Source organism: Mycobacterium sp. 4858, from assembly GCF_900240975.1.
GTDB lineage: Bacteria > Actinomycetota > Actinomycetes > Mycobacteriales > Mycobacteriaceae > Mycobacterium.
This window is the reverse complement of record NZ_LT968776.1, coordinates 344,732-363,311: the sequence shown is the minus strand read 5'-3', so window position 1 is coordinate 363,311 and position 18,580 is coordinate 344,732. Positions and strand designations below refer to the sequence as shown.

17 protein-coding genes are annotated in these 18,580 nt (G+C 69.7%); 12 read left to right on the top strand and 5 right to left on the bottom strand.

The window, feature by feature from the left end:
- The first annotated feature begins 43 nt into the window (after positions 1-43).
- Positions 44-1,552 (top strand): tRNA (N6-isopentenyl adenosine(37)-C2)-methylthiotransferase MiaB, encoded by a 1,509-nt coding sequence (gene miaB / locus C1737_RS09975; protein ID WP_255413386.1) that lies wholly within the window; start codon positions 44-46, stop codon positions 1,550-1,552.
- The gene (locus C1737_RS09970; protein WP_102417983.1) at positions 1,540-2,148 is read left to right on the top strand and encodes a hypothetical protein; all 609 of its coding nucleotides are present in this window, start codon (positions 1,540-1,542) and stop codon (positions 2,146-2,148) included. The genes miaB and C1737_RS09970 overlap by 13 nt, the downstream gene beginning before the upstream one ends.
- Here C1737_RS09970 and C1737_RS09965 read toward each other — a convergent pair.
- A complete protein-coding gene (locus C1737_RS09965) occupies positions 2,145-3,506 on the bottom strand; it encodes a DUF349 domain-containing protein (protein WP_102417982.1) in 1,362 nt (453 codons plus the stop codon). The two genes, C1737_RS09970 and C1737_RS09965, sit on opposite strands and share 4 nt — an antisense overlap.
- Before the next feature lie 484 nt (positions 3,507-3,990).
- Here C1737_RS09965 and C1737_RS09960 point away from each other — a divergent pair, with 484 nt between their 5' ends.
- The 7 genes from C1737_RS09960 to C1737_RS09925 all read left to right on the top strand — a co-directional run bounded on the left by C1737_RS09960 (position 3,991) and on the right by C1737_RS09925 (position 13,075).
- A complete protein-coding gene (locus C1737_RS09960) occupies positions 3,991-4,959 on the top strand; it encodes a DMT family transporter (RefSeq protein ID WP_102417981.1) in 969 nt (322 codons plus the stop codon).
- Positions 4,960-4,993: 34 nt separating this feature from the next.
- On the top strand, positions 4,994-5,683 hold the full coding sequence (locus C1737_RS09955) for a hypothetical protein (protein WP_102417980.1): 690 nt from the start codon (positions 4,994-4,996) through the stop codon (positions 5,681-5,683).
- Between the two features lie 7 nt (positions 5,684-5,690).
- The gene (gene miaA, locus C1737_RS09950; RefSeq protein WP_102419875.1) at positions 5,691-6,614 is read left to right on the top strand and encodes a tRNA (adenosine(37)-N6)-dimethylallyltransferase MiaA; all 924 of its coding nucleotides are present in this window, start codon (positions 5,691-5,693) and stop codon (positions 6,612-6,614) included.
- Between the two features lie 4 nt (positions 6,615-6,618).
- Positions 6,619-7,491, top strand: a complete 873-nt coding sequence (gene dapF, locus C1737_RS09945) for a diaminopimelate epimerase (RefSeq protein WP_102417979.1) — start codon at positions 6,619-6,621, stop codon at positions 7,489-7,491.
- 46 nt (positions 7,492-7,537) lie between these two features.
- Positions 7,538-8,965, top strand: a complete 1,428-nt coding sequence (gene hflX / locus C1737_RS09940; protein WP_067917256.1) for a GTPase HflX — start codon at positions 7,538-7,540, stop codon at positions 8,963-8,965.
- Between the two features lie 94 nt (positions 8,966-9,059).
- Positions 9,060-10,220, top strand: coding sequence for an acyl-CoA dehydrogenase family protein (locus C1737_RS09935; RefSeq protein WP_067917254.1), 1,161 nt, complete (start codon positions 9,060-9,062; stop codon positions 10,218-10,220).
- A gap of 593 nt (positions 10,221-10,813) precedes the next feature.
- Complete coding sequence (locus C1737_RS09925; RefSeq protein WP_102417978.1) at positions 10,814-13,075, top strand: LGFP repeat-containing protein; 2,262 nt, start codon at positions 10,814-10,816, stop codon at positions 13,073-13,075.
- 23 nt (positions 13,076-13,098) lie between these two features.
- On the opposite strand, the gene lexA is transcribed toward C1737_RS09925, so the two are convergent.
- Complete coding sequence (lexA, locus tag C1737_RS09920) at positions 13,099-13,797, bottom strand: transcriptional repressor LexA (RefSeq protein ID WP_067917250.1); 699 nt, start codon at positions 13,795-13,797, stop codon at positions 13,099-13,101.
- A 290-nt stretch (positions 13,798-14,087) separates the two neighbouring features.
- Here lexA and C1737_RS09915 point away from each other — a divergent pair, with 290 nt between their 5' ends.
- The 3 genes from C1737_RS09915 to C1737_RS09905 all read left to right on the top strand — a co-directional run bounded on the left by C1737_RS09915 (position 14,088) and on the right by C1737_RS09905 (position 15,668).
- Positions 14,088-14,582, top strand: coding sequence for a LysM peptidoglycan-binding domain-containing protein (locus tag C1737_RS09915; protein WP_102417977.1), 495 nt, complete (start codon positions 14,088-14,090; stop codon positions 14,580-14,582).
- Between the two features lie 86 nt (positions 14,583-14,668).
- Positions 14,669-15,133 carry a transcriptional regulator NrdR gene (gene nrdR / locus C1737_RS09910; RefSeq protein WP_067917247.1) on the top strand — a complete coding sequence of 155 codons (465 nt, stop codon included), beginning with the start codon at positions 14,669-14,671 and terminating at the stop codon, positions 15,131-15,133.
- A 49-nt stretch (positions 15,134-15,182) separates the two neighbouring features.
- Positions 15,183-15,668, top strand: a complete 486-nt coding sequence (locus C1737_RS09905; protein ID WP_067917244.1) for a peroxynitrite isomerase — start codon at positions 15,183-15,185, stop codon at positions 15,666-15,668.
- Between the two features lie 21 nt (positions 15,669-15,689).
- On the opposite strand, the gene C1737_RS09900 is transcribed toward C1737_RS09905, so the two are convergent.
- From C1737_RS09900 to C1737_RS09890, 3 genes are read right to left on the bottom strand one after another with little or no spacing between them, the layout of a single operon-like run.
- Positions 15,690-16,376 carry a PhzF family phenazine biosynthesis protein gene (locus tag C1737_RS09900; RefSeq protein ID WP_102417976.1) on the bottom strand — a complete coding sequence of 229 codons (687 nt, stop codon included), beginning with the start codon at positions 16,374-16,376 and terminating at the stop codon, positions 15,690-15,692.
- A gap of 46 nt (positions 16,377-16,422) precedes the next feature.
- The gene (locus C1737_RS09895; protein WP_102417975.1) at positions 16,423-17,454 is read right to left on the bottom strand and encodes an alpha/beta fold hydrolase; all 1,032 of its coding nucleotides are present in this window, start codon (positions 17,452-17,454) and stop codon (positions 16,423-16,425) included.
- A 46-nt stretch (positions 17,455-17,500) separates the two neighbouring features.
- Positions 17,501-18,475, bottom strand: a complete 975-nt coding sequence (locus C1737_RS09890; protein WP_068095799.1) for a proteasome assembly chaperone family protein — start codon at positions 18,473-18,475, stop codon at positions 17,501-17,503.
- Between the last annotated feature and the right edge of the window lie 105 nt (positions 18,476-18,580).

Below are 18,580 nucleotides of genomic sequence, written 5' to 3'. Positions count from 1 at the left end.
GTGCGGTTTCTCGCGGGCCGACCGGCCGCCGTACCATGGCTCCGTGACTTCGGTGGTGGTTTCGGCGCGGACGTATCAGGTCCGCACCTACGGCTGCCAGATGAACGTCCACGACTCCGAGCGGTTGGCGGGTCTGCTGGAGGCCGCCGGCTATCAGCGGGCCGTCGAGGGTGCCGACGCCGACGTCGTCGTCTTCAACACCTGCGCGGTCCGCGAGAACGCCGACAACAAGTTGTACGGCAACCTCAGCCACCTGGCCCCGCGTAAGCGCGCCAACGCTGAGATGCAGATCGCGGTCGGGGGCTGCCTGGCCCAGAAGGACCGGGACGCGTTGCTGCGCAAGGCGCCCTGGGTCGACGTCGTGTTCGGCACGCACAACATCGGGTCGCTGCCCGCGCTGCTCGAACGGGCCCGGCACAACAAGACCGCCCAGGTGGAGATCGCCGAGTCGCTGCAGGAGTTTCCGTCGTCGCTGCCGAGCGCACGCGAATCCGCTTACGCCGCGTGGGTTTCCGTCTCCGTCGGGTGCAACAACAGCTGCACGTTCTGCATCGTCCCCTCGCTGCGGGGCAAGGAGGTCGACCGCAGCCCGGCCGACGTCCTGGCCGAGGTGAGGGCGCTGGTGGACGACGGCGTGCTCGAAGTCACGCTGCTGGGCCAGAACGTCAACGCCTACGGGGTGTCGTTCGCCGACCCGACGCTGCCGCGCGATCGCGGCGCCTTCGCGCGACTGCTGCGGGCCTGCGGAGACATCGACGGCTTGGAGCGCGTGCGGTTCACCTCCCCGCATCCGGCCGAATTCACCGACGACGTCATCGAGGCCATGGCGCAGACGCCGAACGTCTGCCCCGCCCTGCACATGCCGCTGCAGTCGGGCTCGGACCGGGTGCTGCGCGCCATGCGGCGCTCGTACCGCGCCGAGCGTTACCTCGGCATCCTGGACCGCGTCCGCGCGGCCATGCCGCACGCCGCCATCACCACCGACCTGATCGTCGGGTTCCCCGGCGAGACCGAAGCGGACTTCGCCGAAACCCTGGAGGTGGTGCGGCAGGCCCGGTTCGCGGCCGCGTTCACCTTCCAGTACTCCAAGCGGCCCGGCACCCCGGCCGCCGAGCTCGACGGGCAACTCCCGAAAGCCGTTGTGCAGGAACGCTACGAGCGGCTGGTCGAGCTGCAGGAGCAGATCTCGCTGGAAGGCAATCGGGCGCTGGTCGGCCAGACCGTCGAATTGCTGGTCGCCGTCGGCGAGGGGCGCAAGGACACCCGCACTTCCCGGATGACGGGGCGCGCCCGCGATGGCCGCCTGGTGCACTTCGGCTTGGACAAATCCGGAGCCGACCGGGTGCGGCCGGGGGACGTCGTCACCGCGGTGATCACCCAGGCCGCGCCGCACCACCTCATCGCCGACGCGGGCATCCTCAGCCATCGCCGCACCCGCGCGGGAGACGCGCACGCCGCCGGGCGGCGCGGCGGCGGCGTCGGTCTCGGCATGCCCGCCGTCGGACCGCCCGGCCCGGCGGAACCCACCGAAACCCTTGGATGTGCCCGATGAACGAAGAACACCCCCATTTCCACGCCCTGCGGAGCGAAATCGAGGCCGCCGAGCGCCGCGTCGCGCGCGGATTCGACCCGGGTCCACGCGGTTTCGTCGTGGCGATCCTGGTCTTCGTGCTGCTGGGATCGTTCATCCTGCCGCACACCGGCTCGGTGCGCGGCTGGGACGTGTTGTTCAGCAGCCACGGCGCCGGCGCGGCCGCGGTGGCGCTGCCGTCGCGCGTCTTCGCCTGGCTGACACTCGTTTTCGGCGTCGGGTTCTCCATGCTGGCGTTGGTGACCCGGCGTTGGGCGCTGGCCTGGGTCGCGCTGGCGGGTTCGGCGCTGGCCGGCGCGGCGGGGATGCTGGCCATCTGGTCGCGCCAGACCGTGGCCGCGGGACACCCCGGCCCCGGGGTGGGGCTGATCGCGGCGTGGATCGTCGTCCTCGTGCTGACCTACCAATGGGCCCGGGTGGTGTGGTCGCGGACCATCGTGCAACTCGCGGCCGAGGAGGAGCGGCGCCGGGTCGCGGCGCAGCAGCAGTCGATGACGCTGCTCGACAGCCTGGGCGGGGGATCGACCGACCGGACCTCCGGGGACTCCGAAGCCTAGGGCTTACGGGTCAGCGCCTGGGCGGCCGCCTGCGCCCACTGCCGCCACTGTTCGGCGTTGGCCCTGGCCTCTTCGGCCTCTTTGGTGCGGCCCGCCGCCGCGGCCTTTTCGGCCTGCCGCTCGTATTGTTCGGCGCGGGTGCGGAATTGCTCGGCGCGGGCCTGTGCCTGCGGATCGGACCAATCGGCCTCGCCCGCATCGCGCACCTTCTTCTCGACCGCGCGCAGCCGACGCTCCAATTCGGCGGACCGCTCGCGCGGCACCTTGCCGATCGCGTCCCACTTGTCGGCGATCGAACGCAGCGCCGCCCTGGCCGCGTCGTGGTTGCTGGTGTCGATCCTCTCCGCCTCGGCCAGCAGCGCCTCCTTGGCGGTGGCGTTGGCCCACAGCTCCGCGTCCTTCTCCGCCGTCGCCGCGTTGCGGGCCGCGAAGAAGACGTCCTGGGCCGCCTTGAACCGCCGCCACAGCGCGTCGTCGACGTCGCGGGCGGCTCGGCCCGCCGCCTTCCATTCCGTGAGCAGCTTGCGGAATTCGGCGCTGGTGGCGGTCCAGTCCGTCGAATCGGACATCTCCTCGGCCCGTTCGCAGAGTCGTTCCTTCGCCTGGCGCACGCCCAGGCGTTCGCGGTCCAGCTCGGCGAAATGGGATCCCCGGCGCCGGTTGAACGCCTCCCGGGCCGCCGAATAGCGCTTCCACAGGGCGTCGTCGACCTTGCGGTCCAGGCCGTTGATGGTCTTCCACTCGTCGAGGATGGCCCGCAGCCGGTCGCCGGCCGCCTTCCACTGCGTGGAGTTGGCGCCCAGCTCCTCGGCCTCGGCGGCCAGCGCCTCCTTGCGCGCAGTCTGGGCGGCGCGATGCTCGTCGCGGCGCGAGCGTTCCGCGGCGACGGTGGCCTCGACCTGGTCGATGAGGCTGGTCAACCGGCGCGCGAGCGCGTCGATGTCGCCCAGTACGGCCGCCGTCGGCAGGGTCTCGGCGAGCTCGGAGGCGTGGGCCTTGATCTTTCGGGCGTCGCCGGTGCCCGCCGCGAGCCGCTCCTCCATGAGCGTGACTTCGGTGCCCAGGTCGTCGAAGCGGCGGCCGAAGTGGGCGAAGGCGGCTTCGGCGTCGCCGGCCTGCCAGGAGCCGACGACGCGTTCGCCGTCGGCGGTGATCAGCCACACCGTGCCGTCGTCGTCGACGCGACCGAACCGATGCGGATCGCTGGTGGGCGGCGCCGGCACCGGGTGGGCGGCGGGCCGCGGCCCCGGGCCCTGCGGCCGGGGGCCGGGACGTGGTCCCGGGCGTGGCACCGGACCCGGAACGGGTCGGGGCGCCGGCCCGGCCGGCTCTGCGCCGTGGGGTTCGTCAGCCGTCATGCGCTCGTCACCTACCCTTCGCGCGGTCGTTGTCCCGCGCACCTGCCGCGCGTAGCGGCACCGTCTGCTGCACCCGTGGGCTGGCCGTCGCGGCCCTCCCAACAGCTGCTCAACAGTATTCAAGCAGCTTGGCGGCCCGTGCGCCGCCACCAGTGATCTTGCCGCTTGGGACGCATCGGCGTGGGCGCATCGGATATCACACCTGTCCTACCCCCGCTCGGACGCAGAAACCATGCCCAAGGCGGACATCGCCGCTTTGCCGGCGTTGGCGTCGGCGGGGTGCGCCGCGGCCGTCGTTACCCGATCGCAGCGTGACCCACAGCGCCTCCATAGGTTGGTGAAGTATCAACAGAGGGTGTTTCGCTGAACGCCGGCGGCGTGGGCGACGTCATACGGTTGTTGCTGAATTGAATGCAAATTTTGGGTGTATTTGCCCTTGCCCCAGGGAAAGCTGGTCGGGGCACTTTTGAGGTGAGGGGTCGCTATGTCGAAGGTTGATGTCGCGGCGTTGATCGCATTGTGCGCGGCGCTGGCGTCCGCGGTCGGCGATGTGATCCGCCAGCGCTCGGCGCAGGAGATCACGGACAAAGACGTCGGCCATCTCGAGTTGTTCCGCATGTCGCTGCGGGACACCCGGTGGTGGTTGGGGGGCGTGGCGGCGATCGTCAATTACAGCCTGCAGGCCGCGGCCCTGGCCTGGGGCTCGGTCGTGCTGGTGACCGCGTTGCAGGTGACCGCGTTGTTGTTCGCGCTGCCGATCTATGCGCGGCTGACCAAGCGGCGGGTGACCCGCTGGGAGTGGACCTGGGCGGTGATACTGGCGAGCGCCCTGGCGGTGGTCATCATCGTCGGCGACCCGGCCTCCGGCGATCAGCGCGCGGCGGTCGGCACGTGGGCCATCGTGGCCGCGGTGATGGTGCCGCTGCTGGTGGCGTGCGTGGTGGCCGCGCGGATCTGGTCGGGCAGCCCGATGGCGGCCGCACTGCTCGCGGTGGTGGCGGGCTCCGCTTTGGCCCTGTTCGCGGTGCTGACCAAGGGCATCGTCGAGGTGGGCGAAGCCGGCCCGCTGGCCGTGTTGAGCGCACCCGAATTCGTGCCCTGGTTGCTGCTGGCGCTGACCGGGATGATCTTCCAGCAGTCGGCGTTCCGCGCCGGCGCGCTGACGGCCTCCATGCCGACGATGACCGTGGCCAAGCCCGTGGTGGCCGGCCTGCTCGGCATCTTCGTGCTCGGTGAAACGCTGAACGCCGCGGGACCCAAGGCCTTCGTGCTGCTCGCGGCGGTGGCGGTGGTGATCGTGGCGACGATCGCGCTGGCCCGCGGCGAGGCCGCCACCATGGTCGCGCAGGTCGGCCGTGACACCGGAGACGTCACGGCGGACGCGTGGTCGTCCGGCGACGACGCGTCGGACCCGTGCAGCGGTCCCGTCATGGTGGCGAGAGCCGAGGCCTGAACACGCCGCGCCGGTGAAACGTTAGTTTGGTGGCGTGCTCAGCGGCATTGCGATCGTTCCGTCGGCGCCGTTGCTCGTGCCCGAGCTCGCCGGGGCCGCCGCCGTGGAGGTGACCGACCTGGCGGCCGCGGTGCTGGCGACGGCCGCGCTGCTGCCCGTGGACTGGACCATCATCGGGACCGCCGGGCGTGACGAGGCGTTCGGGCCCGACACGGCCGGCACCCTCGCGGGTTTCGGCGTGGACCTCCGGGTCCGGCTGTCCCCGCGGGCCGACGACGAGTCCCCCGCCGAGCTGCCCGTGTGCGTGTTGCTGGCCGCCTGGCTCCGCGGCCAGGTCCGCCCCGACGCCACCGCGCAAGCACGGGTCTATTCCGCCGACCACGACGCCGAGGCCGCGCTGGACCGCGGACGGCGGTTGCGCGCCGAGATCGACGCGTCCCCCACGCCGATCGGGGTGCTGGTGGTGGCCGACGGCGCGAACACCCTTACCCCGGCCGCCCCCGGCGGGTACGACCCCGGCAACGCCGACGCGCAGCGGGCCCTCGACGACGCGCTGGCCACGGGCGACGTCGCCGCCCTGGGCCGGTTGCCGCGCCAGATCCTGGGCCGGGTCGCCTTTCAGGTGCTGGCCGGCCTGGCCGCACCGGGACCGCGGACGACCAAGGAGCTGTACCGGGGTGCGCCCTACGGCGTGGGCTACTTCGCCGGTGCCTGGCAGCTCTGAGGTGGCCGTGCGACCGCTGGCGATAATCGGCCCCACCGGAACGGGCAAGTCGCAGCTGGCGCTCGACATCGCGGAACGGCTCGAGGGCGGCGCCGAGATCGTCAACGCCGACGCGATGCAGCTGTATCGCGGAATGGACATCGGCACCGCCAAGCTGCCCGTCGGCCAACGCCGCGGGATCCCGCATCACCAGCTCGACGTCCTGGACGTCACCGAGACCGCGACCGTCGCCCGCTACCAGGCCGCCGCGGCCGCGGACGTCGAGGCGATCGCGGCCCGCGGCGCCGTGCCCATGATCGTGGGCGGCTCCATGCTCTACATCCAGTCCCTACTCGACGACTGGTCGTTCCCGGCCACCGATGCGGCCGTGCGGGCGCGCTGGGAACGGCGGCTGGCCGAGGTCGGGGTCGGCGACCTGCATGCCGAGCTGGCCCGGCGCGACCCCGCCGCGGCCGCGGCCATCCTGCCGACCGACGCGCGACGAACGGTGCGGGCGCTCGAGGTGGTCGAGCTGACCGGACGGCCGTTCGCCGCGTCCGCGCCGCGCATCGGCGCGCCGAGGTGGGACGCCGCCATCGTCGGACTCGATTGCCAGACAACGACTCTCGACGAGCGATTGGCCCGCCGCACCGACGCCATGTTCGACCAGGGGCTGGTCGACGAGGTGGCCGCGCTGCTCGACAAGGGACTTCGCGACGGGGTCACCGCGTCGCGCGCCCTGGGCTATGCGCAGGTGATCGAGGCGCTCGACGCCGGGGGCGGCGCCGAGCGGCTGCGCGACGCGCGGGAGCAGACGTACGTGGGCACCCGACGCTACGTGCGGCGCCAGCGGTCGTGGTTCCGCCGCGACCATCGGGTCCGCTGGCTGGATGCTGGTGACAGCGCCCGGCTCGTCGACGAAGCCCTGCAAGCCTGGCGCCACGTATCCTGAGCAGGTGCAATTCGCGAAGGGCCACGGCACCGAGAACGACTTCGTGCTGCTCCCGGACGCGCAGGCCGCGCTCGACCTGACCGCGGCCCGGGTGGCCGCCCTGTGTGACCGGCGGCGCGGGTTGGGCGCCGACGGGGTACTGCGCGTCACCACCGCCGGCGCCGCGCTGGCGGCCGGCGTGCTCGACCGCCTGCCCGACGGCGTGGCCCCGGCCGACTGGTACATGGACTACCGCAACGCCGACGGCTCGCTCGCCCAGATGTGCGGCAACGGCGTCCGGGTGTTCGCGCACTACCTGCGCGCCAGCGGGCTCGAGGCCCGCGACGAGTTCGTGGTCGGGTCGCCGGCCGGCCCGCGGCCGATCACCGTGCACCGCGCCGACGCCACCCGTGCCAACATCAGCGTCGACATGGGCAAGGCCAACACGCTCGGCCCCGGAAGCGCGGTCGTCGGCGGCCGCCGGTTCTCCGGCCTGGCGGTCGACGTGGGCAACCCGCACCTGGCGTGCGTGGATCCCGGCCTGACCGCCGAGGAGCTGGCGCGGCTGGACGTGGCCGCGCCGGTCAGCTTCGACCACGCCCAATTCCCGGACGGGGTCAACGTCGAAGTCCTCACCTCACCGGTTGACGGCGCGGTGCGGATGCGCGTGCACGAGCGCGGTGTGGGCGAGACGCGCTCGTGCGGCACCGGCACGGTCGCGGCCACCGTCGCCGCGCTGGCCGCCGCCGGTGCGGCCACCGGCACGCTGACCGTGCGGGTGCCGGGCGGTGACGTCGTCGTCACCATCACCGACGCCACCAGCTACCTGAGGGGGCCGTCGGTACTGGTGGCGCACGGGGAGGTCAGCGAGGAATGGTGGGACGCGCAGGAGCGTTAATTCGAGTGCACGACGCCGATTCGCCGTGCATCATCTTGTATTGCCTATGACACAACCTGAATTCCAAAATCACGCGCCCGCAGTCGCGGAGCCAAGCACCGGCGAGCTCGCGCTGGAAGAACGGTCGGCGCTGCGCCGCGTTGCCGGTCTGTCCACCGAACTCACCGACGTCTCCGAAGTCGAGTACCGCCAGCTGCGGCTGGAACGCGTCGTGCTGGTCGGTGTGTGGACCGACGGCACCGCCGCCGACAGCGAGGCCAGCATGGCCGAGCTCGCCGCCCTGGCCGAGACCGCCGGCTCCCAGGTGCTCGAAGGGCTCATCCAGCGCCGCGACAAGCCCGACCCGTCCACCTACATCGGCTCGGGGAAGGCCCAGGAGCTACGCGAAGTGGTGCTGGCGACCGGCGCCGACACCGTGATCTGCGACGGTGAACTGTCGCCGGCGCAGCTCACCGCGCTGGAAAAGGCGGTGAAGGTCAAGGTCATCGATCGCACCGCCCTGATCCTGGACATCTTCGCCCAGCACGCCACCAGCCGGGAGGGCAAGGCGCAGGTATCGCTGGCCCAGATGGAGTACATGCTGCCGCGGCTGCGCGGCTGGGGTGAGTCGATGTCCCGGCAGGCCGGTGGCCGCGCCGGCGGCAGCGGGGGAGGCGTGGGCCTGCGCGGTCCCGGTGAGACCAAGATCGAGACCGACCGCCGCCGCATTCGCGAACGCATGGCCAAGCTGCGCCGGGAGATCAAGGACATGAAGCAGGTCCGCGACACCCAGCGCAGCCGGCGGCTGGCCAGCGATACGCCGTCGGTCGCCATCGTCGGCTACACCAACGCCGGCAAGTCGAGCCTGCTCAACGCGCTGACCGGAGCGGGGGTCCTGGTGCAGGACGCGTTGTTCGCCACCCTGGAGCCCACCACTCGCCGCGCCGAGTTCGAAGACGGTCGCCCGCTGGTGCTCACCGACACCGTCGGGTTCGTCCGGCACCTGCCCACCCAACTGGTCGAGGCTTTCCGCTCCACGCTGGAGGAGGTCGTCGACGCCGACCTGTTGCTGCATGTGGTCGACGGCTCCGACGTCAACCCCCTGGCCCAGATCAACGCGGTGCGGGAGGTGATCTCCGAAGTGATCGCCGATCATCATGGTGACCCGCCGCCCGAGCTGCTGGTGGTGAACAAGGTCGACGCCGCGAGCGGCCTGATGCTGGCCAAGCTCCGGCACGCGCTGCCCGGCGCGATGTTCGTCTCGGCCCGCACGGGCGAGGGCATCGACGCCCTGCGGCACCGGATGGGCGAGATGGCCGTGCCCGCCGACACCGCCGTGGACGTGGTGATCCCCTATCACCGCGGCGACCTGGTCGCCCGGCTGCACGCCGACGGGCGGGTGCAGCAGGAGGAGCACAACCCCGACGGCACCCGGATCAAGGCCCGGGTGCCGGTGGCGCTGGCCGGCCGGCTGCAAGAGTTCTCGGCCCACTGATCTGCCCGGCGGGGCCGACCCCGCCGACTGCCGACCAACCGTCTGGTTGGTATATGTTGGGCGACAGAGTTCCCCGTCGCCGGAGGTCATTCACATGGGCAGTGCCGTCAAGTACCAGCGCACTCTTTTCGAGCCGGAGCACGACCTGTTCCGTGAGTCCTACCGTGCGTTCCTGGATCGCCATGTCGCGCCGCACCACGACGAATGGGAGAAGGCCAAGATCGTCGACCGCGGCGTCTGGCTCGAGGCCGGTAAGCAGGGCTTTTTGGGCATGGCGGTGCCGGAGGAATACGGCGGCGGAGGCAACCCCGACTTCCGGTACAACACGATCATCACCGAGGAGACCACCGCCGGCCGTTACAGCGGCATCGGCTTCGGCCTGCACAACGACATCGTGGCGCCGTACCTGCTCGCGTTGGCCACCGAGGAGCAGAAGCAGCGCTGGCTGCCCAAGTTCTGCACCGGCGAGATCATCACCGCGATCGCGATGACCGAGCCGGGAACCGGTAGCGACTTGCAGGGCATCAAGACCCGCGCGGTCAAGCAGGGCGACCACTACGTGCTCAACGGCGCAAAGACGTTCATCACCAACGGAATCAACGCCGACCTGGTGATCGTGGTCGCCCAGACCGATCCGGACAAAGGGGCGCAGGGCTTTTCGCTGCTCGTCGTCGAACGCGGCATGGAGGGCTTCGAACGCGGCCGCCACCTGGACAAGATCGGGCTGGACGCGCAGGACACCGCCGAGTTGTCGTTCACCGATGTGAAGGTGCCCGCCGAAAACCTGCTGGGGCAGGAGGGCATGGGGTTCATCTACCTGATGCAGAACCTGCCGCAGGAACGCATCTCGATCGCTATCATGGCCGCCGCGGCGATGGAGCACGTGCTCGAACACACGTTGCAATACACCAAGGAGCGCAAGGCATTTAACAAGCCGATCGGCAGCTTCCAGAACAGCCGCTTCGTGCTTGCCGAGCTGGCGACCGAGGCGACCGTGGTGCGCATGATGGTCGACGAGTTCATCCGGCTGCACCTGGACAAGAAGCTGACCGCGGAGCAAGCGGCGATGGCCAAGTGGTACTCCACCGAAAAGCAGGTGCACCTGATCGACCGTTGCCTGCAACTGCACGGCGGTTATGGCTACATGCGCGAATATCCCGTTGCCCGTGCCTATCTCGACGCCAGGGTGCAGACGATCTACGGCGGAACGACCGAGATCATGAAAGAGATCATCGGCCGCAGCCTGGGGGTCTAGCCCTAGCATCGTCGGCTGGAAATGCCGCCGGACCGGGCAATTCGGCGCTTCGGCGGCAAACCCGACCGGCGCTCGCCGCGCGGCCGTTTTTTCGGGTGGATCGTTGAAGAGTTAATGGCTTCACGTACCGTCGGCACATGTGTTTTGGGTATGCCGCCCGGGCAATGACCATCGCCACGCCGAAAAGCATGACGGCGCCGAGGACCTGGTCAAGTTCGGCAAGCCCTTCGAGCGCCGAATCGCTGCTTTCCGCGGCGGGCGTGCCCCATTGCGCAGGCGATCGTCGGGTTCGGGATTCGGCGCGATTAGCCCAACGTCGCGTGAGCGACGGGGGATCCGGTCGCGATTTGAGCGTGGCTCGGCATCATTTCGACATCGGCGTGGTATCCGTTTTTGTAATATTCGTGATCTGACTTCGCATTTTTCGTTGGCTGGAGCAAAGTTATGCGAGCCCGGCGCAAATGCGGTTCGGAACGTGGTCGTTTCTCCGCGGTCGAACTGCGGCCCGCTCGCCGGCTGTGCGGAACGGGCGCAGCCGCTGATAGGGGAATAGCCGTCGGCTGGGAGGCTTGGTGAACGGGCAGAGAGGTCACATGCGCAGGCTGGTCGGGAGCGCGCTGGTCAGCTTGGCCGCTGCAGCAATGGCCGCTGCCTTGCTGGCGCCACCGGCGGCGGCGTCGCCCATCGGCGACGCCGAGGCGGCCATGATGGCGGCCTGGGAGAAGGCCGGCGGCGACTCATCACCGTTGGGCGCCCGGAAGGGCGATGTCTATCCCGCTGGCGATGGCTTCGCGCTGGACTTCGACGGCGGCAAGATGTTCTTCACCCCGGCGACCGGCGCGAAATTCGCCTACGGGCCCATCCTGGACAAATACGAGATGCTGGGCGGCCCCGCCGGCAGCGATCTGGGCTTCCCGGCCATCAACGAAGTACCCGGCCTCGCCGGCCCCGACAGCCGCGTGGTCACCTTCTCGGCCAGCGACAAGCCGGTGATCTTCTGGACGCCCGACCACGGCGCATTCGTGGTACGCGGCGCGATCAACGCCGCCTGGGACAAGCTGGGCAGTTCGGGCGGCGTGCTCGGAGTCCCGGTCGGCGACGAAACGTACAACGGCGAGGTGTCCGCCCAGAAATTCAGCGGCGGTCAGGTGTCATGGAACAGGCAGACGAAGCAGTTCAGCACCGAGCCGCCGGCCCTGGCCGACCAGTTGAAGGGCCTGCAGGTGGCGATCGATCCCACCGCGGCCATCAACATGGCATGGCGCGCGGCCGGCGGCCCCAACGGGGCCTTGGGGGTCAAGAAGGGCGCGCAGTATCCGATCGGCGGCGACGGCATCGTCCAGGACTTCGCCAACGGGAAGGTGTACTTCAGCCCCGCCACCGGCGCGAACGCCGTGGAAACCAACATCCTGGCCAAGTACGAGTCGCTCGGCGGACCGGCGGGCAGCGACCTGGGTTTCCCCACCGCCAATGAGTCCGACGGTGGCATTCCGTCCAGCCGCATGGTCACCTTCTCCGGAGCCGACAAGCCGGTGATCTTCTGGACCTCGGAGCACGGCGCCTTCGTGGTCCGCGGGGCCATGAAGGCCGCGTGGGACAAGCTCCGCGGACCGACCGGCAAGCTGGGGGCGCCGGTCGGCGACCAGGCCGTCGACGGCGACGTCGTCTCCCAACAGTTCGCCGGCGGCAAGATCTCGTGGAACCGGGCGAAGAACACGTTCAGCACGGATCCGGCCAACCTGGCGCCGTTGCTGTCCGGCCTGCAGGTGTCGGGCCAGAACCAGCCGAGCAGCTCGGCGATGCCCACGCACCCCAAGAAGTTCATCTGGCAGTCGTGGTGGCTGCTGGCCGTCATCCCGGTGCTGGTGCTGATCGTGTTGGCGGGGCTGGTGGCCTTCCGCTGGCGCCGGCGTCGGGCCGGTGACGACGCCGGCTACGAGCCCGACCGCGACCTCGATGTCGGCTACGACGCCGTCGGTGATCAGCAGTGGGGACACGAGGACGCGACCACCGAGCACTTCGCCCACGAGCCCGCAGCCCCCGATGCTGAGGCGGCTGGGCGGGTTAGCTGGCGCCGGGGTGGCGCGGACGAGGGTCCTTTCGGGCTCGAGCAGGAGGACCCCGACGCGGTCGACACCGACTCCTTCTCCGCCGTCTCGCCGGCGGCCCTGTCGGAGGCCGGTTACCCCGAGGGCGAAGTCGGTTACCCCGAATCCGGGGCCGGTTATCCCGAAGGCGAGGCCGGTTACCCCGAAGGCGAGTACGCCGAACCCGGATACGGTGAACCCGAATACGCCGAATCCGATTACGCCGACGCGGATTACGCCGAAGGCGGGTACGTCGACGACGAGCACGGGTCCGCCTACCCCGAAGCCGACCATGCCGACGGCGACTACGTGGAGGCCGAATACCTCGATGTCGCCGTTCCCCACACGCCTCCCGACGCCGGCTTCGAGGGCGGTGCTCCCGCCCCCGAGCCCGCTCCCGAGTCCGAGGCCGAGCATCCTGACGTCGCGGTGCCCCGCGTCCCGGCGGACGTGTCCGAGGCCGAGGTAGCCGCCCCGGAAGCCGTCGCGCCCGAGGCGGCGGCCGTCGGGGCGTCCGAGCAGCGCGGCGGGCGGCACGCGGCCGTCGACGACGACAGCGGTGTGGCGCTCGGCCCGGGCGGGCGCCCGACCATCCACCTACCGCTCGACGACCCCTACCAGGCGCCCGACGGATACCCGATCAAGGCGAGCGCCCGCTTCGGGCTGTACTACACGCCCGGCAGCGAGCTCTACCACGACACGCTCGCCGAAATCTGGCTGGCCAGCGAAGAAGTGGCGCAGGCCAACGGGTTCGTCAAGGCGGACTGAGCCTGCCGGCACCCGGTACGGGGCTAGACCTTGCGGATCACCGTGACGACCTTGCCCAGCACGGTCGCGTCGTTACCGGGTATGGGATCGAACGCCGGGTTGTGCGGCATCAGCCATACCTGACCACCCGCGCGCTTGAACGTCTTCACGGTGGCTTCCCCGTCGAGCATGGCGGCGACGATGTCGCCGTTGTCGGCGACGTTCTGCTGCCGCACGACCACCCAGTCGCCGTCGCAGATCGCCGCCTCGATCATCGAGTCGCCGACGACCTTGAGCAGGAACAGCGTGCCCTCGCCCACCAGCTCGCGCGGCAGCGGAAACACGTCCTCGACGGCTTCCTCGGCGAGGATGGGGCCACCGGCCGCGATGCGCCCAAGGACCGGGACGAAGGTCGGCTCCGGCAGCGCGTCCGAGCCGGCGACTTCGGTGGCCGGCGCCGCCACGTCGTCATCGGCGCCGCGGACGTCGACCGCGCGGGGGCGGTTCGGGTCGCGGCGCAGGTACCCCTTGCGTTCCAGCGTGCGCAGCTGATGCGCCACCGACGACGTCGACGTCAGGCCGACGGCGTCACCGATCTCCCGGATGCTCGGCGGGTAGCCACGGCTGGTGACCGACGCGCGAATGACGTTCAAGATGGTGCGTTGCCGTTCGGTCAGCGATGAATCGACCGCGTGCAGCCGGCCGTCCGACCCGGCCGATGAGGTGTCGTTGCTGTCGCTCATGGCACTGAATGTAACCCCACCGCGCCCAAGAATCAAACATGTGTTCGACTGGCGTGTCGTGCCGATGCCGCGAGGGTGGAAAACCGCGCCGAAGTCCTAAATCACAAAGGTGTAACTCTTCGGCGGATCGGGTATTTCAGCCGCATGTCAGCTCTAGCGACCACGGACTTGTCGGTGGCGTGGTCTAGCTTTCGACTCGTGCGACACGCTTCGCTCACATGTTCGGTTTTCGAACACACGAGCGATACAGTCGAACAGCTGAGCGAATTAAGTTGACCGGAGGAACGCAGATGACAACCATCCACACGCTGGCGCCGCGTACCAGCAGCCCCCGGCGTCCGGTCAACGGACCGGTCCCGGGTCTTCGTTACGGCAGGGACGGGCTGGATCGCTCGCGCCGCCCCGGTCCGGCGCGGCCGGCCGGCGCGCCCGCTCGCTACCGCGGCACCAGCGTCGCGATGTCGGGCGCGCCTCATCGCAGGCGGCCCGTCACGGTGGCGACCACCATCTGGCTGGCGCTGGCCGCCGGTGCGATCACTCTGTGGCTGGGCCTGGTCGGGAACGTCGGCCAGGTGCTCAACGGCGACTCCGGGAACTCGGCCGCGCACGTACCGGACCGCTTGGCCGTCGTGCGCGTCGAGGCGGGGGAGTCGCTGCAAGACGTCGCCCACCGGGTGGCTCCCGACGCCCCCGCCCGGCAGGTGGCCGACCGCATCCGTGAACTCAACGACATGAACTCGCCGAATGTGGTCGTCGGCCAGACCCTGATCGCCCCCATCGGTTGACGCCTGGGCTCCGCCCGCGCAGGTCGGCGCACGGGTACGCTCGAAGTGCTGCGGTACCTGGTTGTCGGCACGGCGAAGGAGCGTTCATGCATTGCCCCTTCTGTCGTCATCCCGATTCCCGGGTGATCGACTCGAGGGAAACCGATGAGGGGCAGGCCATCCGGCGCCGCCGCTCGTGCCCCGAGTGCGGACGGCGTTTCACCACCGTGGAGACCGCGGTCCTGGCCGTGGTCAAACGCAGCGGCGTCACCGAACCCTTCAGCAGAGAAAAAGTCATCAGCGGGGTCCGCCGGGCCTGCCAGGGCCGACAGGTCGACGATGATGCGCTGAACCTGCTGGCCCAGCAGGTCGAGGACACCGTGCGCGCCGCGGGCTCGCCGGAGGTCCCCAGTCACGAGGTCGGCCTGGCCATCCTCGGCCCGCTGCGCGACCTGGACGAAGTGGCCTACCTGCGGTTCGCGTCGGTGTACCGATCCTTTGAGTCCGCGGAGGATTTCGAACGCGAGATCCAGGCGCTGCGCGAACACCGCCAGGTCACCACGCCGAGCTGACCCTCCCGGCCGTGCCGGCCCTGATCGTCACCGGGCTAGGCTCGGTTTCATGCCCGTGGACTTGCATCCCGATCTCGAGGCCCTGGCGCCACTCCTGGGAACCTGGGCCGGCCGGGGGTCGGGTGAGTACCCGACGATCCAGCCCTTCGACTACCTCGAAGAAGTGGTCTTCACGCACGTCGGCAAGCCGTTTCTGGCGTACGCGCAAAAGACCAGGGCGGCGTCCGACGGCAAGCCGTTGCACGCCGAGACCGGATACCTTCGCGTGCCGCAGCCCGGTCACGTCGAACTGGTGCTGGCCCATCCGAGCGGCATCACCGAGATCGAGGTGGGCACTTACTCGGTCACCGGCACGCTGATCGAAATCGAGCTCTCCACAACGGACGTCGGGCTCACCCCGACCGCCAAGGAGGTCACCTCGCTGGGCCGGTCCTTCCGCGTCGACGGTGACGAGCTGTCGTACTCGGTGCGGATGGGTGCGGTCGCGCAACCCCTGCAGCACCACCTCGCCGCGGTGCTGCACCGGCAGCGCTGAGCGCGCAACCCGGCCGGGGGGTCAGTTCAGATGCCGGACACCGTCATTGACGACGCGGCCGGCCACCCCCACCCAGCCCTCGGCGTTCCACGTCGTGTCGATGATCGATCCCTTGCCCTGGGTGATGTGGAGGTCGCGGCTGAGGTAATCGGTGATGCGCATCGCCGCCGAACCCGTCGCCTCGTCTTCCCGCACGCCGAGATTGGCGGCGAACACGCGGGCGCGCAGCGAACCGCCGGCCCGGTCCGTCCAGGCCCACAGGTAGTGCGCCGTGTCGTCGGGAAAATCCCCCGGGTCGGCGGCGAGAAGTTCGTCGGGCGAACCGAATTCGTGGAGGGCGACCTCGGGCGCCCACTCCGAGCGGGCGCTGATTCCGGTCCGGTCGGCGGTGTAACTCACCTGCACCAGGCCCGCCGACACCTGCAGCGTGTTGATCGGCGTCCCGTTCTCCCGCAACCACCACGCCGCGCCGACGGTGGGGTGCCCCGCGAACGCGATCTGGATCATCGGGGTGTAAATGCTGGCGTGCGCGGTGGTTGACCCGGCAGCGGGAAGATCGACGAAAACCGTTTCGCTGTAGCCCAATTGCGTCGCCAGCCGTTGCCGGTCCGCGGGTTCGACCTGGCCGGCATCCACGACGCCCAGCGGATTGCCGTAATTGCCGTCCGGATCGGTGAACACCCGCAACACGGTGACGTCGATACCCATGGCCCGACTGTACGACCCCGCGCGCGGCCGCACCGATCAAGGTGGTTCAGGTGGCGCTGCGTTCGTCGGAGTCCATGGCGTTCAGCACGGCGACGCGGGTGGGCGCTGGGCCGCTGACGGCCTTCTCGCCGCCGCCGCTGCGAAGTAACGCGCGCAGGGCGGCCTGATCGTATTCGGCGGGCACGGTGCTGTCGATGAAGCGTTCGACCACGTCGATGAAGCGGGCCGGGTCGTCGTGGAACGGAAAGTGGCCGGACTCTTCGAAGATTTCCAGCCGGGAGCCGGGCATGGCGGCGTGGGCCATCTGCGCATGCCCTACCGGGACGACGGAGTCCTTGGCGCCCCAGACGATCTGGACCGGGATGGCCTCGGTCAAGTAACAGCGGTCCAGCATCGTGACGATCTGTCCGCGCCAGTCCACCACCGCACGCAGCGTCCGGCTGAATGCCGCCGAGGCCGTCGGCTCCGGCAGATCGTCGAGGATCCGCAACATGTTGGGCAGGTCGCGACCCAGTCCCGTACTGCCCAGCATCGTGCCCAGCACCCGCCCGAGGATCTGGACGGCCGGCAGCACCATCGGCAGGCGCAACAACGCGAGGGCCTCACTGCCCATCGGCAACGAGGCCCACCGCAGCACGAAGTTCACGTCCTTGGTGACGCCCCCGGCGCCGACCAGGATCAGCCGCTCCACCAAATGCGGGAACTGGTAGGCGAATTGCATGGCGACACCGCCGCCCAGCGAATGGCCCACGATGGTCACCCGCTCGATGTCGAGCACGCTGAGCAGGTCGCGCATCCCGTTGGCGTAGGCGGCGACCGAGTAGTCGGCGCGCGGTTTGTCGGATCGGCCGTGGCCCAACAGGTCGGGGGCGATAACGGTGAACCGCTGGGCGAGCTTGGCCTGCACGGTATTCCACGTGGTGGAGTTGTCGCCGATACCGTGGACCAGCAGGATCGCCGGCCCGTCACCGGCGATGCGGTAGGCCCGCTTATAGCCGTGGATGGTGCGGAACTCCAGCCGGGGGGCGGCGACCTCACGCACCGGGCGCAGAGTGTTCTTGCGCTTCCGCTCGGTCATGTCGCCAACCTTGGTGTCGGGCCGGGATGAGGGCCGGGTGGAAAGGTCAGGGCTGGTCGTCGTCGTCGCGCTTCTTCTCCGCCTGCTGGGCGAGGAATCGCTCGAACTCTGCGCCAAGCTCGTCTCCGCTAGGCAGGTCCTCGTCCCTCGTTAGTAACGACCTGTTCTCCTGAGCGTCGATGAAGGCATCGTACTGGCGCTCGAGCGCGGTCACCACTTGAGCAACCTCCGCGCTCGCCTCGACCTGCTCGTCGATCTTGGCCCGGATGACCGCGGCCGCTTCGGTCAACGCCGTCAGCGGCAGCTCGAGCGACGCGATCTTGGCCACCTGCGCGAGCAACGCCTCGGCGGCGGCCGGGTAGTCGGTCTGCGTCAGGTAGTGCGGCACGTGCACGGTGTAACCGATGACCTCGTGCCCGTGTTGGGCCATCCGGTACTCCAGCAGGTTGGACGCGCTGGCCGGGACCTGGATCTCGGAGATCCACGGGGTGAACTCGGCGATCAGCTCGGGGTTGTTGGAGTGCGCCGTCATCGTGATGGGCCGCGTGTGCGGAACCGCCATCGGCACGGTGCCCAGGCCGATCGTCTGACGCACGCCCAGGCGCTCGGCCAGCAGGCGGACCGCGGTGATGAAGCGCTCCCACTTCAGGTCTGGTTCCATGCCGGCCAGCAGCAGGAACGGGGTCCCGATGGTGTCGCGCAACGCGTACAAGCTCAGTTCGGGTTCTTCATAGCTCGTGAAGTGATCCGTCTTGAAGGTCATCAGGGGCCGCCGCGACCGGTAATCGAGCAATTCGTCGATGGCGAAGGACGCGACCAGCTCGGGGTCCAGGGCCGCCTTCAGATGCGACGAGGCGAGCCGGATCGCGTGACCGGCGTCCGAGAAGCCCTCCAGCGCATGCACCAGCACCGGGCCTCGGCCGTCCGACGTCGACAACTGCGGCGCCGGCAGCTCGAGCTCGTACATCCCGGCCTGTCCCGGCTGGTAGTGCGGCTCCTGCGGGTCCTGACCGTGAGCCATCACCGATCGCCTCCTCTCGGGGGTTGCTCCGTGCCCTACAAGTGTCCCCCGAATCGGGGTGCGCCAATGTCAAACAGCAGTGTGAAGTTCGCGTTTAATCCAGAA